Source organism: Arthrobacter sp. 92 (assembly GCF_050260325.1).
In the GTDB taxonomy this organism is placed as follows: domain Bacteria; phylum Actinomycetota; class Actinomycetes; order Actinomycetales; family Micrococcaceae; genus Arthrobacter.
The window spans coordinates 728,534-748,082 of sequence record NZ_CP189863.1; the positions used below are offsets into that span (position 1 = coordinate 728,534).

Annotated in this window: 15 protein-coding genes; 5 read left to right on the top strand and 10 right to left on the bottom strand. The window is 66.2% G+C overall.

Features of this window, described 5'->3' with window-relative positions; all coding sequences use genetic code 11:
* Positions 1 to 74 precede the first annotated feature (74 nt).
* The 5 genes from ACP4XC_RS03425 to ACP4XC_RS03445 all read right to left on the bottom strand — a co-directional run bounded on the left by ACP4XC_RS03425 (position 75) and on the right by ACP4XC_RS03445 (position 5,305).
* Positions 75 to 968 (bottom strand): carbohydrate ABC transporter permease, encoded by an 894-nt coding sequence (locus ACP4XC_RS03425; protein WP_427173488.1) that lies wholly within the window; start codon positions 966 to 968, stop codon positions 75 to 77.
* Positions 968 to 1,942: a carbohydrate ABC transporter permease gene (locus ACP4XC_RS03430; protein ID WP_427173489.1), complete on the bottom strand. Its 975-nt coding sequence runs from the start codon at positions 1,940 to 1,942 to the stop codon at positions 968 to 970. Before ACP4XC_RS03430 ends, ACP4XC_RS03425 begins: the two co-directional genes overlap by 1 nt.
* A gap of 12 nt (positions 1,943 to 1,954) precedes the next feature.
* The gene (locus ACP4XC_RS03435; protein WP_427173490.1) at positions 1,955 to 3,286 is read right to left on the bottom strand and encodes an ABC transporter substrate-binding protein; all 1,332 of its coding nucleotides are present in this window, start codon (positions 3,284 to 3,286) and stop codon (positions 1,955 to 1,957) included.
* Between the two features lie 127 nt (positions 3,287 to 3,413).
* A complete protein-coding gene (locus tag ACP4XC_RS03440) occupies positions 3,414 to 4,226 on the bottom strand; it encodes a hypothetical protein (protein WP_427173491.1) in 813 nt (270 codons plus the stop codon).
* On the bottom strand, positions 4,223 to 5,305 hold the full coding sequence (locus tag ACP4XC_RS03445; protein ID WP_427173492.1) for a Gfo/Idh/MocA family protein: 1,083 nt from the start codon (positions 5,303 to 5,305) through the stop codon (positions 4,223 to 4,225). Before ACP4XC_RS03445 ends, ACP4XC_RS03440 begins: the two co-directional genes overlap by 4 nt.
* 175 nt (positions 5,306 to 5,480) lie before the next feature.
* Here ACP4XC_RS03445 and ACP4XC_RS03450 point away from each other — a divergent pair, with 175 nt between their 5' ends.
* Entirely contained in the window at positions 5,481 to 6,710 is a 1,230-nt protein-coding gene (locus ACP4XC_RS03450) for an ROK family protein (protein WP_427173493.1), read from the top strand.
* An 84-nt stretch (positions 6,711 to 6,794) separates the two neighbouring features.
* On the top strand, positions 6,795 to 7,988 hold the full coding sequence (locus tag ACP4XC_RS03455) for a CynX/NimT family MFS transporter (protein WP_427173494.1): 1,194 nt from the start codon (positions 6,795 to 6,797) through the stop codon (positions 7,986 to 7,988).
* Positions 7,989 to 8,197: 209 nt separating this feature from the next.
* On the opposite strand, the gene aceB is transcribed toward ACP4XC_RS03455, so the two are convergent.
* On the bottom strand, positions 8,198 to 9,862 hold the full coding sequence (gene aceB, locus ACP4XC_RS03460) for a malate synthase A (protein ID WP_427173495.1): 1,665 nt from the start codon (positions 9,860 to 9,862) through the stop codon (positions 8,198 to 8,200).
* 108 nt (positions 9,863 to 9,970) lie between these two features.
* Positions 9,971 to 11,302: an isocitrate lyase gene (gene aceA / locus ACP4XC_RS03465; protein ID WP_427173496.1), complete on the bottom strand. Its 1,332-nt coding sequence runs from the start codon at positions 11,300 to 11,302 to the stop codon at positions 9,971 to 9,973.
* A 144-nt stretch (positions 11,303 to 11,446) separates the two neighbouring features.
* Between aceA and ACP4XC_RS03470 the strand changes: the two genes are divergently transcribed.
* The 3 genes from ACP4XC_RS03470 (at position 11,447) to ACP4XC_RS03480 (ending at position 16,309) form a co-directional block, all read left to right on the top strand.
* The gene (locus tag ACP4XC_RS03470; protein WP_427173497.1) at positions 11,447 to 12,961 is read left to right on the top strand and encodes a helix-turn-helix domain-containing protein; all 1,515 of its coding nucleotides are present in this window, start codon (positions 11,447 to 11,449) and stop codon (positions 12,959 to 12,961) included.
* 139 nt (positions 12,962 to 13,100) lie between these two features.
* Positions 13,101 to 14,849, top strand: a complete 1,749-nt coding sequence (locus ACP4XC_RS03475; protein ID WP_427173498.1) for a pyruvate dehydrogenase — start codon at positions 13,101 to 13,103, stop codon at positions 14,847 to 14,849.
* Positions 14,850 to 15,019: 170 nt separating this feature from the next.
* Positions 15,020 to 16,309 carry a serpin family protein gene (locus ACP4XC_RS03480; protein ID WP_427173499.1) on the top strand — a complete coding sequence of 430 codons (1,290 nt, stop codon included), beginning with the start codon at positions 15,020 to 15,022 and terminating at the stop codon, positions 16,307 to 16,309.
* Between the two features lie 46 nt (positions 16,310 to 16,355).
* Here ACP4XC_RS03480 and ACP4XC_RS03485 read toward each other — a convergent pair whose 3' ends face one another.
* Genes ACP4XC_RS03485 through ACP4XC_RS03495 form a run of 3 tightly spaced genes read right to left on the bottom strand, consistent with a single transcriptional unit; the run spans position 16,356 to position 19,502 of the window.
* Positions 16,356 to 17,408 carry a TAXI family TRAP transporter solute-binding subunit gene (locus tag ACP4XC_RS03485; RefSeq protein ID WP_427173500.1) on the bottom strand — a complete coding sequence of 351 codons (1,053 nt, stop codon included), beginning with the start codon at positions 17,406 to 17,408 and terminating at the stop codon, positions 16,356 to 16,358.
* A complete protein-coding gene (locus ACP4XC_RS03490; RefSeq protein ID WP_427173501.1) occupies positions 17,401 to 18,837 on the bottom strand; it encodes a HAMP domain-containing sensor histidine kinase in 1,437 nt (478 codons plus the stop codon). The genes ACP4XC_RS03485 and ACP4XC_RS03490 overlap by 8 nt, the downstream gene beginning before the upstream one ends.
* Entirely contained in the window at positions 18,834 to 19,502 is a 669-nt protein-coding gene (locus ACP4XC_RS03495; protein WP_427173502.1) for a response regulator transcription factor, read from the bottom strand. The genes ACP4XC_RS03490 and ACP4XC_RS03495 overlap by 4 nt, the downstream gene beginning before the upstream one ends.
* Between the last annotated feature and the right edge of the window lie 47 nt (positions 19,503 to 19,549).

Consider the following 19,549-nt stretch of genomic DNA (forward strand, 5'->3'; position numbering starts at 1 on the left):
CTTTACGGGAGTCGGTTTGTTCTCAAGTGGGTGGGCGGCCCGGCTGTCAGCCAGCCGCCGTCTGGGCTGAAAGCTTAGCGGCCGGCGAGGGAACCGCCGATGCCGCCGACGCTGAAGTATCGGTTGAGGGTGGCGAAGACGATGATGGGCGGGAGCATCATGACCACGGCGAGCGCCATGACGGAGGTCCAGTCGGTGGCGTTCTGCTGGAAGAAGGACTGCACGCCCATGGGCAGGGTGAAGATCTCGTTGGAGCGCAGGAACACGATGGCGACGAGGTAGTCGTTCCAGGCGAGGAGGAAGGCGAAGATCGCGGTGGAGAGAACGCCGGGGAGGCTGTTGCGGAGCACCACTTTGGTGAACGAGCCGAAGACCGAGCAGCCATCGATCCAGGAGGCCTCCTCGAGGCTCATGGGGATGGAATCGAAGTAGGCGGCCATCATCCAGGTGGCCACGGTCATGGTGGAACCCACGTAGATGATGGTCAGGCCCATGAGGTTGTCCACCAGGCCCATGCCGGCGAACAGGATGAACAGCGGCACCACGGAGGTGATGATGGGCAGGGACTGCATGACGAACAGGAGCAGGGAGTAGCCGGAGACCGCCTTGCTGCGTCCGCGGGAGAGGACGTACCCGGCGGGTGCGGCCACCGCAACAGAGACGAGCACCGTGCTGAGCGTGGTGATGAGGCTGTTCTGCAGCCAGGTCGAGGCGAGGGTCTTGGAGAAGACGGAGCCGAAGTTTTCCAGGGTGAAGCCGGTGGCCGTGCTGGTCGGTCCCGGGGTGAAGGCCAGGACCACCGTGACCATGATGGGGACCAGCACAATCGCTGTGATGGCCAGGATGGCGACGAACCGCCACCAGCGTCCGCGCAGGCCCGCTTCGGACAGGGCGCGGCGGGGCTTGCCGGCGTCGGTTACTCCGAGGGCGGGGCCGGACTGGGGATGGGCGTGAACGACTGCGCTCATTATTCGACGCTCGACTTTCGGATCTGGCGGTACAGGATAACGGAGACGACCACCAGGGTCATGGTCATCAGGAAGGCGATGGCGACGCCGGGTCCGGTCTGGAAATCCTGGAAGACGCTGCGGTAGGCCAGGACCACCAGGGAGGTGGTGGCGTTTACGGGACCGCCGCCGGTAAGCAGGTAGATCGTGGGGAAGTCATTGACGCAGAAGATGGTCATGAGGATCCAGCTGATGTAGGTGGACCTGGCGATCAGTGGGAGGGTGATCTGGCTGAACTGCTGCCAGCGCGTGGCCCCATCCATGCTGGCCGCCTCGTACACGGTGGTGTCCACGGAGGCAAGCGCCGCCGAGATCATCATCATCATGAAGGGGAAGCTGACCCACACCTTGAACACCATGACGGTGATGGCGGCGAGGGTCGGGTCCGCCAGGAACAGCGGCGTGCCGAGCCCCAGGTTGCGGAACAGCGAGGGGATCAGGCTTCCGGGGGTGGCCACGAGCCAGTTCCAGGCGGTGGAGGACACCACGATCGGCACCACCCAAGGCAGCAGGAGCAGAACCTTGAAGGTGCCGCCGGCGGGAATCTTGGTCCGGAGCAGCAGGGCCAGGCCCAGGCCCACAAGCCAGGAACCGAAGACGCCCACGATGGTGAACATCAGGGTAAACCGGGCCGCGGTCCAAAACGCCCCGGACGAGAGGACCTTTCCGAAGTTCTCGATGCCGACGAAGTTCCCGGTCTGGAGCAGATCGCCGTCGTGGGTTGCCTGGACGCCGGCGTATACGAGCGGGTAGCCGTGGATTAGGACGAGCAGCACAACGGAGGGCAGGAGGAGCCAAAAGAAGGTCTTGGTGGCCTGGGCGGAGAGCTTGCTCTTGCGGTTCACGGCTCCGTTGCGGGACCCGCCCCCGGGCCCGCCGGGAGCGAGTCCGCGGCGGGCCCGGGCCAGGCCGGACTGAGTGGTGGTGGCTGACATGGCTCGGTCTTCCTATTTCTTGAGGACTGATTCGAGGCCGGTCTTGAAGTTCTGCAGGGCGGTCTTGGCGTCGGCCTTGCCCGTCAGCACCGTCTGGCTGAACTGGTTGAGGGCCTGGCCGCCGTCCAGGGCCGCGAGGTTGGCGTTGAGTGTGCTGCCCTGGGAGGCAAAGGTCTTGGCGATGGGCTGCCAGTCCTTCACGATCTTGACGTTGTTGGCGTCCTGCTGGAACTCGGGCATCTCGGTGATGGACTTGAAGACCGGAAGCGAGTTCATCAGCTTCTGACGCCACAGTTCCTTCAGCTGGCCCAGGTAGTACACCAGGAATGCCTCGGAGGATTCCTGCGACGGGGTGTTCTTGTACATCATGATGTTGTTCGGGAAAACAATCGTCGCCTTGTCTCCGTGCGGGCCCGTAAGGGGGTTCGCCACCATAAGGTCACCGGAAGTGTCTCCGACACGCTGCGGGACACCCACCTGGAACAGGCCAAAGCCAGCCTTCTTGTCTTTCCACTGGGCGGACATGTTGTCCGTGGTGTAGCTGACCGCGGCCGGATCTACGATGCCGTTGGACACGAGCTCAAGAACGAATTCGATAGCCTCGACGTTGCGGTCGTTCATAACGTCCAGCTCGCCGGCCTTGTTGAACACGCCGCCGCCGTTGTTGACCATCATCATGATCATGGAGTGGTTGCCGTAGTTGTTGCCCGCCCCGGCCCCGGTGGTGAAGCCGAAGGCACCGATCTTCTTGAGGGCCTTGCCGGCCTCAAGCAGGGAAGGCCAGTCGGAGGGCAGCCCGACGCCGGCCTGGTCGAAGAGCGACTTGCGGTACCAGAACACGCGCATGTCCAGCTGCCACGGCACTGCCACGTAGCCCTTGTCCGTCTTGAACGGGTCCAGGACACCCGGGAGGAAGTCGCTGAACATGCCGTTCTTCTTCAGTTCGTCGATGACCTTGTCCGCGTACGCGATCTGGCCCTGCTGCTCGAACTGGAACGCCTGGAAACCGCCACCGGTGGATACCGCGGGGCCCGTCTTGGACGCGATGGCCGAGGAGAACGTTTGGTAGAAGTTGTTCCACTGGATGATCTGGTAGTTGGCCTTGCCGTGGCCCGAGGTTGGAGCGTAGGCGTCGGCGAGCTTTTTGGCAGCCTCGTTGTACGCCGGAGTACCCCAGGGCATGTCCCAGAACTTAATGTCGCCCCCGGCTCCTCCGCCACCGCCCTGCGAGGCTGAACCGCCGCCGCAAGCGGCGAGGAGCGGCACGGACGCCGCGGCGGCGGCAATGCCCAGGAAGCCCCGGCGGGAGAAGGATGAGGAAGAGGCGGAGGACTTGTTCGTCACGATTTGTTTCCTTTCAGGATCCGGCACGCGTTCGGGCCGGTCCATCTCGACATTAAGTTGCAGTGAAACCTGTTGCTGATGGTGCGGTTACTACTGGTGGGCCGGGATGCGGGTGGGCGTTGAATGGTCAGAGGGCGAGCTGGTTGACGAGGGCGTTGAGGAGGGTGAAGCGCTCCAGGTCGGCGGCCGGCCGACCGGACCCGAGCGACTCCCGGAGGCGTGTCCAGCTGTGGCGGTGAGCTGATTCGTAGAGGGTGGGAAGCAGGGCGGCCCCTGCCGTTGTGACGACGCGGACCTCGGCGGGCCAGGCCGCCGAGGCGTCCGGGAGGGTGATGTCCGCCCGTCCCATCGACGTCAGAATGGAGATCGTGGCGGTGGCTGGCACGGACGCGGTGGTGATGCCGTGCAGTGCCGCGGGCGCGCCGTTCGGGAGCCTGCCCACAAGCGTGTAGCCACTGGGTCCGTGCTGGACCACTTTGAGCCCGTCAAGCTCCAGTCCGCACTGGAGTGCTGCGGCGAGATGGTCGGTCAGCAGCCCCCTGGGATCGTTTCCCGGCGCGGAGTAGGCCACCGAATCCACCAGGACGGCGTCGGCCAGGGCCTCGGTGATGACCTTTCGGGCTGAGTCCCGGGAATCGGCTATGGCCGGGTTTCCGGCCCATTGCTGGTCAAGGACCACGCTTGCCCGGTGTTCAGCGGCTGCCTCGGCGAGGCGGGCGGGATCCTCCACCACAGGATTGGCGACGACGACGCCGCGGGCGCCGTTGCGAACCGCGCCGGCTGCCCGTTCCGTCCAGGCGGCGTGACCGGCGACGGCCACCACGTCGGGGCGGCCTGTTGCGGGAGCAAAGGACACGGGCAGGGACGCCACGACGGCGGCCACGGCGCCGGCCGCTTCAGCCTCCGGGCTTGACTGGACATAAAGCGGTGCCGCCGTCATGCTCTCGTCTCCTCATAAGCGGACGTCCCGGCACCGAAGCGGGCGGCAGCGGCGTCGGCGATCGAGAGCGCAAACTCAAGGTCGTGGATCAGCGTGTCCGCGCTGGGCGCCGCGCCGGTGCCGCGGGCCAGCTCGGCGAGTTTCCGCCATTCGCCCTCGTAGCCGTTGTGGGCGAACGGGCCCAGCACCGTGGTGCTGCCTGCCTTGTTGATCCGGGCAGTTGCCGAACCCGCGTGGACATAGGAAGGTGTGAAATCGAGGTGCAGGGAGCTGTCATCGCCGATCGCCTCCAGGGTCCAGGACGGTTCCCAGGTGCCGTTCATGGCTGCCCGGAGTTCAATATCCACGGCTCCGGCCCGCATGGAGATGACATAGCCGAAGGGCCGGACGGTTTCGGCGTGCAGGACTTCGACGTCCCGGAACTCCGGGGCAAACCGCCGGATGAGGGGCAGGTCGTGAATTGCCAGGCCCATAACGCCGCCGGTCAGCATGGCCCTGACGACGTCCGGATCGGCATTGTCGCGTGGGGGTACCTCGGCGCGGCCCACGATCTCGGTGGCGAAATCCTCAAAGCGGGGGTTGGGCGGGAGGACTATCGAGGACCTGATGGTGTGCACCTGCTGCGGAAGATCTCCCCAGGCCGCCGCGGCAGCAAGCCAGCCCGGGTCAAACGTATGCATGGCCCCGACGATGATCGGGACGCCGGTTTCGGCCGAGACGGCGGAGATGCCGGCCGCTTCCTGGCCGCTCATGGCGAAGGGCTTCTCGCAGAGGACCGCCTTCTTGCCTGCCCGGCACGCGGCGATGACTTGCGCGGCGTGGAACTGATGGGGGCTGCAGATGGCCACGATGTCCACCTGCGGGTCGGCCAGGAGTTCCTCCACGGTGGTGCTGAAGCGGGCGCCCACCCTGCCGGCCACCGATTCGGCCACCGCGTGATCAACGTCCATGATGTGGCGTACTTCAAGGATGTCGCGGAGCCTCGCGAGGGACGGCAGGTGGATTGCCTGGGTGACGGGCCCTGCGCCCAGGATCCCGACGCCGAGGGGCGCCGGCACTGCCTGTGGGTGGCTGGACACGAGCAATACCTCTTTGTATTCACTGGAACGGGCGGCCCGCTGTACCCGGACTCTTGGGTGATGCGGCTCACACCAAAGCTAGAACTACTTTTGCCGAGCGTCAAGCAAAAGTCGAGAACATTTCGACGAGATTCTGCGGAGTGACATACAAAAGCGTTCGTGCTATCACTGATTCATGAGTCCAACCGCAGGTCAAGCCAGGGAGCTGGCCAAAGACAGTGCCGCCCCCGAGGGTGCGGGCAGCCTTTCCCGAGCCGGGGACTTGTTTCAACTGCTCCGTGATGGAAGGGCACGAACCCGCGCGGAGCTGGCGATTACCACCGGGCTTGCACGATCCACCGTGGCATCCCGGATTGACGCCCTCATCTCCTCGGGACTGGTGGGCCCCGCCGGCGAGGCCACCTCCAGCGGCGGGCGGCCGCCGTCGCGCTTTGCCTTCAAGCCGTCCGCGCGGGCAGTGCTGGCGGTCGACGTCGGCGCCACCCATGTGATCGTCGCCGTCACCGACCTGGGCGGGAACATCCTTGCCGAACGCAGGCTGTCCCAGGACGTCGCTGCCGGGCCCGAGGCTGTCCTGCGGCGCGTGGTGGAGGAGTCGATTTCCGTGTTGGCCGAATCCGGCCGCACTCCCGCGGACCTGGCCGGTATCGGCATCGGGCTGCCCGGCCCCGTGGAACACAGCAGCGGCAGGCCCATCAAGCCGCCCATCATGCCCGGCTGGGACGGCTTCGATGTGGTCCGCTACGTCCAGCAGTCCCTGCCCGTCCCCGTGCTTGTGGACAACGACGTCAACATCATGGCGTTGGGGGAGCGGACTGCCGCCTGGCCCGACGTCGAGAACTTCCTTTTCATCAAAGTGGCAACAGGAATCGGAGCCGGCATCATCAGCAGCGGCGAGCTGCAGCGTGGCGCGAACGGCACCGCCGGCGACCTGGGGCACGTCCGCGTGCCGCGCGGGGACGATGTCCTGTGCCGGTGCGGAAACTACGGTTGCCTCGAGGCCCTCGCCTCGGGCCCGGCAGTCGCCCGTGAACTCAGTGCGAAAGGACTCAAGGCCGCCAACGGCGCCGACGTCCTCCGGCTCGTGGCGGAAGGAAACCTGCAGGCCATCCAGGCCTTGCGGCAGGCCGGCCGGGATGTGGGGGACGTCCTGGCCACGGTGGTGAACCTGCTGAACCCCTCGGTCATCGTCATCGGCGGAAGCCTGGGCCAGGCCGGTGAGCACTTGATGGCCGGTGTCCGCGAGGTGGTGTACCGGCGCTCGCTGCCGCTTGCCACCACCCATCTGCGGATAGGGCTCTCGATGACCGGCGACCAGGCCGCGATCCTGGGGGCCAGCCAGATGGTCACCCAGCACGTCCTGTCGCCCGCGGTGATCGAAGCCACGCTGCAGGCGACGGGTTAACCCGCGTCATGTTCCGGGCTGCGTGATAGCAATGGAACTGATGAATGCTTTTTCCAGCACCCCAGCCAGCCAGCAGCCCGCCGCATGACGGCGTATACCAATGGACGGATCCCGCGCGGCTGGATCCTGCTTGCCGCCATCGGACTCATCGCCCTGAACATGCGCGGCCCTTTTGTGGCCGTGGCGCCGGTGGTGGGGGAGATGCAGCGCGACCTGGGTTTCTCGCCCGTGGAACTGGGCTACCTGACCGGTATACCCGTGCTGTGCTTCGCCCTGGCCGCGCCGCTGGCTTCCCTGACCGGACGCAAGCTGGGCCCGGAGTTCGCCATCACGCTGACCCTGCTCGGGGTGCTCCTGGGCGTGGTGGTCCGTTCGACCGACGGCGGTGCCCTGGTCATGCTGGGCACGGTGATCCTCGGCATCGCCATTACCATCGGCAACATCGTGGTCCCGTTGATTATCCGGCGGGACTTCAGCCCCGCCCGGCAGGGTACGGCCATGGGGATCTACACCGCGGCGTTGAACATCGGTTCCTTCGTGACATCCATGGTCTCGGCTCCACTGGCCGAGCTGCTGGGCTGGCGCCCGGCGATCGCCGCGTGCGGGGTCTTCGCGCTGGCGGCCGCCGCGGTATGGGCGCTCGCTGTGCGCCGCCGGGCCTTCGTACCCGAGGCCGTCCCGGACGCGGATCCACAGCGCGTGGCGGGCAAACCGGCGTCCCGCTGGATCACCGTGGGGCTGACAGCCGGGTTCGCCGGGCAGGCGTTCTCCTACTACGGCGTGACGGCGTGGCTGCCCAGCCTGCTGGCGGACGAGCTGGGCATGGCGCCGTCCGCTGCCGGAGCAGGGTCCTCCCTTTTTCAGATCCTCGCCATTGCGGGCGGACTGGGGGTGCCGTTCGCCGCACGCTTTGCCAATACAACCAGGGTGGGCCTCACGCTGGGATTGTTGTGGCTGACTGTGCCCGTGGGCCTGCTGCTGGCCCCCCAACTGTGGTGGCTGTGGTCCTCGTTTGGCGGCATCGCCCAGGGCGGCGGCATCACGCTGATCTTTATCGCCATCATCCGGCTGGCCCGTGACCAGGCTTCCGCGGGCCGGATGTCCGCCGTCGTGCAGGGTGCAGGCTACTGTTTCGGGGCCGCCGCCCCAACCCTGCTGGGGTACGTCCACGGAGTATCCGGCGCCTGGACCGGCCCTTTGCTGCTCATCCTGTGCTCCGTGGCCGCGTTCATCCTTGGGACCTCGCTGTCCCTGCGCCACGTGCCGAAGGCTCACTGACCCTCTTCGAACAGCGCGAACGGACACTTGAGGCCCGCGGATCGTGGGCCTCAAGTGTCCGTTCGCGCTTAACTGAAACGGTCTTCCGCCGCTGGGCCGCCGCCCGGATTTCGGGGTGCCTGTTGCGAAGGGCGTGGCCACCCAGCGGACGGAAATCTCGGCAGGACCGGAGATCCACGCGGAATCTCCGGTCCTGGGTTGGGGGAGGCTCAGGCGGCCACGAGGTCCGCGTCCTCGATGGTGCCGTCGGTGCCGTCCCGGGCCTCGTGCAGGAAGCGGGCGTAGGCCGGGAGGGTCAGGAAACTCGGGAACTCCTCGCCGAGGGTGACTTCCTCGAAGATGTCCCGGGCGTCGGCAAAGCGGTCACCCTCGAAGCGTTCGAGCCTGGCGAACTCCTCGTCCAGCATCTCCTCCACCCAGTCGCGGCTGATGATCTCGCCGCGGTCGGTGATGGCCCGGGAGTAGATCCACTGCCACAGCTGGGAGCGGGAGATCTCCGCGGTGGCGGCGTCCTCCATGAGGTTGTGGATGGCCACCGCGCCGTTGCCGCGCAGCCAGGACTCGATGTAGCGGATGCCCACTTCGATGTTGTTCCGGATGCCCTGTTCGGTGATGGTGCCGGTGGTGGAGGCGATGTCGATCAGGGCACGGTCATCCGGGGTGACATCCTCGCGGAGCCGGTCCAGCTGGTTCGGACGTTCCCCGAGGACGCCGTCGAACACCTCGCGGCAAACCGGAACCAGGTCCGGGTGCGCCACCCAGGAGCCGTCGAATCCGTCGGCCGCCTCGCGGGTCTTGTCGGCGCGGACCTTCTCGAAGGCGATGGCGTTCGTTGCCTCGTCCTTGCGGTTGGGCACGGCCGCCGCCATCCCGCCGATGGCCATGGCGCCGCGCTTGTGGCAGGCCCGGACCAGCTGTTCGGTATAGGCGCGCATGAACGGGGCCGTCATGGTCACCTGGCCGCGGTCCGGCAGGACGAAGCGCGGGCCGCGGGTGCGGAAGTTCTTGATCAGGGAGAAGATGTAGTCCCAGCGCCCGGCATTCAGGCCGGCGGCGTGCTCGCGCAGCTCGTAGAGGATCTCCTCCATCTCGAAGGAGGCGGTGATGGTCTCGATCAGCACGGTGGCGCGGATGGTGCCCTGCGGGATGCCGAGCAGGTCCTGGGCCAGGATGAAGATGTCGTTCCACAGCCGGGCCTCGAGGTGGTTCTCGATCTTGGGCAGGTAGAAGTACGGGCCCTTGCCCTGGGCGATCAGGCGCCGGGCGTTGTGGAAGAAGTACAGGCCGAAGTCCACGAGGCCGCCGGCGACCGGGGTGCCGTCAATGAGCATGTGCTTTTCGGGCAGGTGCCAGCCGCGGGGGCGGACCACGATGGTGGGCAGTTCGCCGGCCGGGCGGAGCCTGTATTCCTTGCCCTCGGGCGTGGTGAAGTCGATCCGGCGTTCCAGCGCGTCCGTGAGGTTCAGCTGGCCCTGGATGACGTTGCGCCAGGACGGGGTGGAGGAGTCCTCCATGTCCGCAAGCCACACCTTGGCGCCGGAGTTCAGCGCGTTGATGGTCATCTTCTTGTCCACCGGACCGGTGATCTCGACCCGGCGGTCCGCCAGGCCCGGTGCCGGGGGAGCGACGCGCCAGTTCGGGTCGTTCCGGACGGATTCGGTCTCGGGCAGGAACCGCGGGTCCTGGCCCTTGGCGATCTCGGCCCGCCGTGCGCGGCGCGCCTCGAGCAGCCCCTGCCGGCGGTCGGCCGTGGCGCGGTGCAGCGTGGCGACGAAGGTCAAAGCGTCCGGAGTCAGCACCTCGCTCTGGCGGCAAATGGGCTGGGCGGTCAACGTGATCCCGTTGATGGTGAAGTTGTCAGTGAAGCTGTTCATGGCAGTTGCTCCTTGAAGATCCCCCGTTGCCCTATCACTTCCAGTCCCCACAGGCGTTCGATGGGGACCGTAAGTGATAGGGCAACGGGCGGGAAAGTGGGGCGGGGCTTAGTGGAACTGGCCTTCTTCGGTGGATCCCACCAGGGCCAGGGTTGACGCGTTCGGGTTGAGCGCGGTTGCGATGTCATCGAAGTAGCCGGTGCCGACTTCGCGCTGGTGCTTGGTCGCGGTGTAGCCGCGGGACTCGGAGGCGAATTCCTTCTCCTGCAGCTCGACGTAGGCGCTCATGCCTTCCCGGGCGTAGCCGTGGGCGAGGTCGAACATCGAGTAGTTCAGGGCGTGGAAGCCGGCCAGGGTGATGAACTGGAACGTGAAGCCCATGGCGCCGAGTTCGCGCTGGAACTTCGCGATCGTGGCGTCGTCGAGGTGCTTGCGCCAGTTGAACGACGGCGAGCAGTTGTAGGAGAGCATCTGGTCCGGGAACTCGGCCTTGACGGCCTCGGCGAACTTGCGGGCCAGCTCCAGGTCCGGGGTGCCGGTTTCCATCCAGATCAGGTCCGAGTACGGGGCGTAGGCCTTGGCGCGGGCGATGCAGGGTTCGATCCCGTTGCGGACCTTGTAGAAGCCCTCCGGGGTCCGGACCGGCGCTCCGCCTTCGCGGAGGATGAATTCCTGGTCGCGCGGATCGACGTCGGAGGTGATCAGGGTGGCTGCCTCGGCGTCGGTGCGGGCGATGATGACGGACGGGGTCCCGGCGACGTCGGCGGCCAGGCGTGCCGCGTTCAGCGTACGGACGTGCTGCTGCATGGGGATCAGCACCTTGCCGCCGAGGTGGCCGCACTTCTTCTCCGAGGCGAGCTGGTCCTCCCAGTGAACGCCCGCGGCGCCGGCCTGGATCATGGATTTCATCAGCTCGTAGGCGTTCAGCGGTCCGCCGAAGCCGGCCTCGGCATCGGCGACGATCGGGACCATCCAGTCCTGGACCGTCTGGATGCCCTCGGAGAACTCGATCTGGTCGGCCCGGAGCAGGGCGTTGTTGATCCGGCGGACCACGGTGGGCACCGAGTTCGCCGGGTAGAGCGACTGGTCCGGGTAGGTGTGGCCGGAATTGTTGGCGTCGGCGGCGACCTGCCAGCCGGAGAGGTAGATGGCGCGGAGCCCGGCCTTGACCTGCTGCACGGCCTGGTTCCCGGTCAGGGCACCCAGGGCGTTGGTGTAGCCGCCGGTGCCGTGTTCCTCGGTGAGCTGCTTCCACAGCTTCTCGGAGCCGCGGCGGGCGAGCGTGTGTTCTTCGGAGACCCGGCCGCGGAGGCGGATAACATCGGTCGCCTTGTAGTCCCGGGTCACACCTTCCCAGCGCGGGTTGGCGGCCCACTCGAGCTCCAGTGCGGCGGCCTGCTCTTCGGGCGTCTGCTGGGTGGGCTCAAATGCTGCAGTCATCTTTGTCTCCTTCATGGGGCCCGGTGCCGCCCTGGGTTGCGCCTTTGCAGTGCCAGGACGGCGGATCCGGATCGGTGTTTCTTTCCGTAAGACCTACTTTTCTTTACTTTCAAGAGGGTTACTAGATGAAAAGACTGGAAAGAAATGCACTTCTTCGCGTATTCTCAAGAAATGCATCCCGCCAGCTGGAACCGCCAAGCAGTTACGCCGTCGTCGTCTCCCGCCGCGCCGGAACTGGACGTCATCAGCCTGGGCCGCCGCGTCCGCCACCTGCGCAAAGCAGCAGGGCTCACGCTCGACGGCCTGAGTGCCGCCGTCGGAACCGCGCCGAGTCAGCTGAGCCTGATTGAGAACGGCAAGCGCGAACCCAAGCTGGGGCTGCTGCAGCAGTTGGCTGCCGCCCTGGGCGTCAGCATTGATCAGCTGCTGGGGGCGGAGCCGCCCAACCGGCGCGCGGCGCTGGAGATCGAGCTGGAACGGTATCAGCGCAGCCCTCTCTATGAGTCGTTGAACCTGCCTAAAATCCGCATCAGCTCGCGCCTTCCGATGGATGTGCTGGAGTCCATGGTGGGGCTGCAGCACGAGCTTGAACGCAGGTTGAACGAGCAGATCGCGACGCCGGAAGAGGCCCGCCGTGCGAACGGTGAGCTTCGAGCGATGATGCGGGAGCGGAACAACTACTTCCCCGAGTACGAAGCGGAGGCCCAGAAGGTCCTCGCCTCGGTGGGGCACACCAGCGGCCCGTTGTCGCACCACGTGATCGCGGACATCGCCGCGCACCTCGGGTTCAGCCTGCACCACGTGGGCGATCTGCCGCATTCCACGCGCTCAGTGACGGATCTTAAAAACCGGCGAATTTATCTCACGCAGAATGTCCGCAGCGACCACGACCCCCGCTCAGTCCTCCTGCAGGCCCTGGGCCACTACGTCCTGGGCCACCAGACCCCCACCAACTACGGCGATTTCCTGATGCAACGCGTGGCAACCAATTACTTCGCCGCCGCGCTGCTGCTGCCCGAACAGGCCACCGTGCAATTCCTGCAGAACGCGAAGCAGGCCAAGGAAATCGCGGTGGAGGATATCCGCGACGCCTTCGCCGTGTCCTACGAAACCGCCGCCCACCGTTTCACCAACCTGGCCACCCAGCACCTGGATATCCGCACGCACTTCCAGAAGACGCACAAGAGCGGCATCATCTACAAGGCCTACGAGAACGACGGCGTGACGTTCCCTCAGGACCACACCGGCGCCATCGAGGGCCAGCCCTCGTGCAAGAACTGGACCTCGCGGGTGGTGTTCGACGTGCCGGACAAGTTCAGCGCCTACAACCAGTACACCGACACTCCGGCGGGGACGTACTGGTGCACGGCCAGGACGGAGCGATCGGCCAACGGCGAGTTCTCACTCTCCGTCGGGGTGCCGTATGCCCAGGTGAAGTGGTTCCGGGGCCGCGATACCACCGAGAGATCCAAGTCCACATGCCCGGATGAAAGCTGCTGCAAGCGTCCGCCGGCGTCCCTCGCCTCGGAGTGGGCCGGGAATGCCTGGCCGTCGGCGCGTGCCCATTCGCACCTGCTCGCGGCCATGCCGCCGGGCGCCTTCCCCGGGGTGGACGAGACCGAGGTCTATTCATTCCTGCAGGCCCACTCAGGTAGCTGACCGGGCTGTTCGCGGCCGGAGGCTCCCTCCCCGATCGGGGAAGCGAGGGAGCGCGGCCGCGACAGCTGGGAAGTGCCGTAGGTGCTCGGACTATATTGGCCCTGTCAGCTCATTGATCCGATGGCAGGAGCGTCCACCCATGGCTAAGGAACTTGCAACTCAGCTCGTCGAACAACTCCAGGCTGCCGGAGTGCAGCGCATCTACGGAATCGTGGGGGACAGCCTCAACCCGATCGTGGACGCTGTCCGCAAAACCGGTGGCTCCACGAACGGCGGAATTGACTGGATCCACGTCCGTCACGAAGAGGCCGCCGCTTTTGCTGCCGCGGCCGAGGCACAACTGACCGGCCGGCTCGCCGTGTGCGCCGGGTCCTGCGGGCCAGGCAACCTGCACTTGATCAACGGCCTTTACGACGCCAACCGCTCCGGCGCGCCGGTGCTGGCCATCGCCTCGCACATCCCGAGCAAGCAGATCGGCAGCAGTTTCTTCCAGGAAACCCATCCTGACAGGCTCTTCAACGAATGCTCGGTGTACTCCGAGCTCGTCAGCACGGCGGAACAGGCTCCCCGTGTGATGCACAGTGCCATCCAGCACGCCCTCGGGCTCAGGGGAGTCGCCGTCGTGACGCTTCCCGGTGATATTGCGGGGCTGGAGGCCACGGCTGAGAGTCCGGTTCCGGCAACGTTCCGGCCGGCAACCTTGATGCCGGACCGGGCCAGTGTGCAGGACCTGGCCGATGCGGTCAACGCGGCCGCGAAAGTGGCCATCTTTGCCGGGGCCGGGGTGGAGGGCGCCCATGACGAGGTTATTGCCCTGGCCGGACTGATTGCTGCGCCGATTGGCCACTCGCTGCGCGGCAAAGACTTCATGCAGTACGACAACCCCTATGACATCGGCATGACCGGGCTCCTGGGCTACGGCGCCGCGGCCGAGGGGATTGAGGACGCGGACCTGCTCATCCTGCTGGGGACGGACTTCCCCTACGACCAGTTCCTCCCCAAGACACGCACCGCCCAGGTGGACCGTGCCGCCCACAAACTGGGCAGGAGGACCGACGTCGACATCGCCGTCCATGGTGACATCCTCCCCACACTCGCCGCCTTGATGCCTCTGGTGAAGGCAAAAAAGAGCCGCCGGTTCCTTGATGCGATGCTTAAGAAGCACGACCGGCTGATGAATAAGGCCGTGGGGGCCTACACCCGCAACGTGGAAAAGAAGCAACCGATCCACCCGGAATACGCGGCCTCGCTCCTGGACCAGATAGCGGCGGAGGACGCGATTTTTACCGCGGACACCGGCATGTGCAACGTTTGGACCGCCCGCTACATCAATCCGCTGGGCACGCGCCGGCTGATCGGTTCGTACCTGCACGGCTCCATGGCCAACGCCCTGCCCCATGCCATCGGCGCCCAGTTGGCTTATCCCGGGCGCCAGGTGGTCTCCGTCTCCGGCGACGGCGGCCTGTCGATGTTGTTGGGAGAACTGATCACCGTCGCGGCGCACCGCCTCCCGGTCAACGTGGTGGTGTTCAACAATTCCACCCTGGGAATGGTCAAGCTCGAAATGCTGGTGGACGGGCTTCCGGATTTCGGCGTGGACGTGCCGGACGCCAACTACGCGGAGGTAGCACGGGCCCTGGGCTTCCACGCCGTCCGCGTCACGGACCCGGCCAGGATCGAGGACGCCTACCGGGAGGCCTTCGCGCACCCCGGACCGTCGCTGGTGGAACTCATCACGGACCCCAAGGCACTGTCCATCCCGCCCAAGATCAAGGGAGCCCAGATTTTGGGATTCGCCACCGCGATGTCCAAGGTGGTGCTCAACCGGGGTGCCGGCGAGGCCGTGAGCATGGCCCGCAGCAACCTGCGCAACATCCCGCGCCGCTGAGCCCGGGCGGCTGAGCCGGGGCCGCTGAGCCCGGGCCGCCTTCCCCGCGCCGTCACCAAACCGACCGCAAACCGTGACCCTGCCGGCATCGCATTGCCGGCCGCGCGCTGTTTGACTGGGAGAACAGGCGGATGCCGCCGCATTCCCGAAGGCTCGTCCAAGGGGCAAAGATGAAGACCAAGCGATCCACAAGGCCGGTGGCAGGAATCGTGGCCGCAGGTGCCGTCGTGCTCACCGCGTGCATGCCGGCCCCGCCCGCGATGCTAAGGGCCGACGGCGTGGAGCGGGTTGTGGTGGACCGCGCAGCCTACGCCGCCGAAATCAGGGCGTTCCGCGATTCCGCGCTGGAGCTCGGTGGCGCGCTCCTGGCGGACGGCGGGGATGGCCGCAACGGCAACGTCATCTCCTCGCCGGGAAGCCTGCTGATTACGCTCGCCATGTTGCGGGCAGGAGCGTCCGGGGAAACAGCGACTGAAATGGACAAGGTTCTGGGACTCCCCACGGAACACCGTGACGAGGCCATGAATGCCGTGCTCGCCTCCCTTGATCAGTTCGACGGCGACCCCGGCAGGGTTGACGAGAAGGACCCGCCGCGGACACCGGTCATGCACGTGGCGAACGGGCTGTTTGTGGACCGGGACGTCACCACGGGCAAGGCCTATCTGGACACCCTGGCCAGGCACTACGGAACGGGCGTCTACCCTGTGGACTTCCGTGACCCGGGCACCACCAAGGCCGCCATAGATGCCTGGGTGAACAAGCACACGGGTGGCCGGGTCAAGCAGGCCCCGGCCACATACGATCCCAGCAATACCTTCAGTCTGCTCAATGCGGCCTACTTCGCCGCGGCCTGGGAGGCTCCGTTCGATCCGAACGATACCTCGGACCGTCCCTTCACCACCGCCGACGGAAGTGCAGTCAACGCTCCGGCCATGAACAATCAGTTCGTCATGAAATACGCCGAGGGCCATGGATGGCGAGGCGTTGACCTTCCATATGCCGAGGGCTTTGTGATGCGGCTGGTTCTGCCCGACGCCATCGAGGGTTCCCGTCCCGCGACGGCCGTCCTCGGCGCGGACAAACTCCGGGAAATCGCAGAAGCCTTCGACGCCGCACCGCACGAATCGGTGCAGATCCAACTGCCCCGTTGGGAGAACAAATGCAGTTTTGACCTGCGCAAGGTCATGGGCGCCTTGGGCCTGCAGAAGACCCTGAATACCACCGAGGACTTCAACGCGATCCAGCCGAAGCTGGCCATCACCCAGGCCGCGCAGGCCGCCAACATCACTGTCGCGGAGAAGGGCACCGTTGCCGCGGCGGTCACCCAGATCAATGGAGCCGTCTCCGGCGTCGTGCAGCCTGAGCAGACCATCCGCTTCGACCGCCCGTTCCACTATCAGGTGGTGCACGCGGAAACGGGATTACCGCTTTTCATGGGGACGGTGACCGATCCCCGGTGAGAGTCGGCCACCCCGCCATGCCGAGCACCGGCACCCTGCGATGGGTTTAGCCATGCAACTCACGATAGGCGGCGGCAGCGGCGGGGTGCAGCGGCACGCCGGCGGTGTTGATCAGGGTTTCCGGGCTCAGGAACTGCACGCCGAGGCTGGAGCGGGGGATGAGTTCCTGGGCCTCGTCCACCAGTAGTTCCACCGTCCGCTTCACTATGCGGTCGTCCAGATCCCCGCGGCATAGGAGCAGGTTGGCAACGCCAACCGTCCACACCCCGGGAATGCCCTCGTAGCTGTTCTCCGGGATCAGGACCCTGTCATAGAAGGCGCCGTATTCCGCCCGCATCTGCCGGATAACGGCGGAGAGATCGATCATGGCAAGCCCCACCTCTTTGTTGGTGGCAGTAATTGCGGCTGTCGGCACGCCGCCGGACCAGAACAGGGCATCCACGGACCGCTCCTTAAGGGCCGCGAGCCCGCTGTTCAAGCCGAGGTTCAGCTCCTTGACCGGATTATGCGGCGGCGTGGTTCCAGCCGCTGAAAGACCGGCGGCCGCGATGACGCGGTGCGCGGTCAGCGACGTTCCCGATCCCACCTCCCCGATGGCCGCGGTCTTCCCTGCCAGATCCGCAAAGGACCGGAGTGAGCTATCCTTCCGCACCAGACAGTGGACGTAGTTCTCGTAGACCTTTCCCAGCGCGACAATCCCGCCCGCTCCCGGCTGCGCGGCCTTCGAGGCCCCCGCCTGGGGCGGGGAGACTCCCGCCTGCTGGGCTGCCGCGTCGGCCAGTGCGACCGCGAATGTTGCGTCTCCGGCGATCAGGCGCTGCATGTTCTCGAGGCTGCCACCGGTCACCTGCGGCACGGCAGTGCCCACCACGCCGTGACGCTGCAGTGACTCCGCAAACAGGGTGGAAAACTCCAGGTAGAAGCCCCCCGGCTCACCGCCGGCCACCGTCGCCGTGCGTGGACGGTCCTCCGTGGTGCAGGCACTGAGCGTGGGAAACAGGAAGGCGGACAGGCCCATGGCCAGCCCCGTCTTAAGCGCGGTCCGCCGAGAGGGAAGGCGCGGGGAAAGGCGGGCTCTACTGATGCCGGGGTCAGCCATCCGTTCGCTCCCTGTCCTGCCCGGACGGCTGCCGGGAAAAATCGATGCGGGCGATGAGTCCGTTCGGGGACCGTTGTTCGAGCAGGAACCGGGCACCGTTGGCCTCGGCGAGCCGGTCCACGATGGTCAAGCCCAAGCCGTTGCCCCGGATCTTCCGGTGCTGCGGCGCCCGCCAGAACCTGCCTGTGGAGGCGGCCCGCTGGTCGGCGGGGAGTCCGGGCCCGTCGTCGGACACCTCGATGGAAACCCCTCCGGGCCGCTGGCGAAGCGCGACGGAAATGCGGGCACCAGGGGCGTACTTGGTGGAGTTGGCGAGCATTTCACCCACCATATGGGCCAACTCGTCGGGGTTGCACGCAAGCTGAACCGGGGGATCGGGCGGTGAGTCAAGCAGCAGGGATGCCCCGGCACGCCGGACGGCCGGCCCGGCACGCTCCACTTCCTCCTGCAGCACCGGGTAGGGGTCGATGACGTCCGGCTTCGAGTGGGATGCAAGGGCAGCAGCGCTGTGGGAAGAGCCCTCGAACGCCCGGTGCTCCGCCGCCGCCAGCTTGAGCACTCCGTCCAAAATCCCTTCCACGCGTTCCAGCTCGGCCACCACCCCGGCCGCTGCGGCCCGCTCGCGGTCCGTTTGCAGTTCCAGCTCCAGCAGGTCGATCCTCAGCCGCAGGGCTCCCACGGGGTTGCGCAGTTCGTGGGACGTGTCCGCGATCAGCTGCCGCTGGGAGTCGATGGCTTCACTGACGGTTTGTGCCATGGCGGTGAACGACCTGCTCAGCTCCCTCAATTCCGGCGGTCCGTCTGCTGGAAGCTGGCTGCTCCTGCCTGTCTCCTCCAGTTCCGTCACGGCCGAGTTCAGGCGATGAACAGGACGCAGCACCCATCCGGTCAGGCGGGCGGCGGCCAGGAGGAGCAGACCCTCCAGGGCCGCCGCAGCGAGCCCAACCACAAGCCAGCGTTCCCGTAGTTTCTGGCGGGCCGCATCGAGATTGACTTCGAGAACGGCTTCGCCGAGCACCTGGCTTCCGGTGCCGAAGGACCTCGATATGACCTCCGAGCCGCTTCCAAACGGCTCAAGGGTGGGCAGGACAGTGTTGCTGACATTGAGACTCGCACCGGAAACCGCGTCCCTGACCGCCGGCCTGTCCGCGTCCAGCCCACCGGACCTGAGCGTGCCCTGTTGTAGCCGGATGAGGATTCCCTCGCCATACAGCCGTGAGTACCCATCCATTTCCCGTTCGAGCTGGGTTGAGTCACCTTCAAGGGCTGCGTCGTACGCCACCTGGGCAAACCGGTTGAGGGCTGCAATGCGGTTGATCTGCACTTCCTGGGTGAGCTCCCGGCTCGCGGACGCCAGGATGACACCGGAGACGGCGACCACCATCAGGAGGGAAAGCAGGCTCAGAATGCCCAGTACGCGCAGCCTCACGCAAGATCAGCCTCGACCCGGTAGCCGACCCCGCGGACGTTGATGATAAATCCCGGCAGCTGGAGTTTGGCCCTCAGCCCCGTGAGGTGGACGTCAAGGGACCGCGAGGACGCAAGGAAGGCGTCCCCCCAGAGTGCGTCCAGTATTTGTTCCCGCGTGACAACTGAACCCGCGTGCCGGATCAACAGCGCGAGCAGCTCGAACTCGGTCGGAGTCAACGACAGCACCCTGGGTCCGACAGCCGCCACCCTCCGGTCCAGGTCGACGTCGAGCTCCCCCAGGACAATGCTGTGGTGCTGGCTCTCGCCGGTGCGGACGGTGCGTCTGGTAACGGCCTCGATCCTGGCCAGCAGTTCGACAAGTTTCACCGGCTTCACGAGGTAGTCGTCTGCCCCGGAGCGCAGGCCAAGGACCACGCTGCGCTCATCATCCCTGGCGGTAAGGATCAGGATGGGGCAGGAGGTAACCTGCCGAAGCTTCCGCAGCACGTCGATGCCGTCGAGATCGGGAAGCCCCAGATCCAGCAGGATCACTTCGAACCTTCGGTGAATCAGGAGGGCGTCGGCTCCACGGGAGACCCTGGTGGCCCGGTGGCCGGCAGAGCGCACGGCCGCCTCAAGGGCGGAGGCCATGGCGTCGTCGTCTTCGACGATGAGCACTTCCATGGAGGGTTCCTTTTCACTGGTCGGGCGTCCGCAGCCCGTCTTGAAGA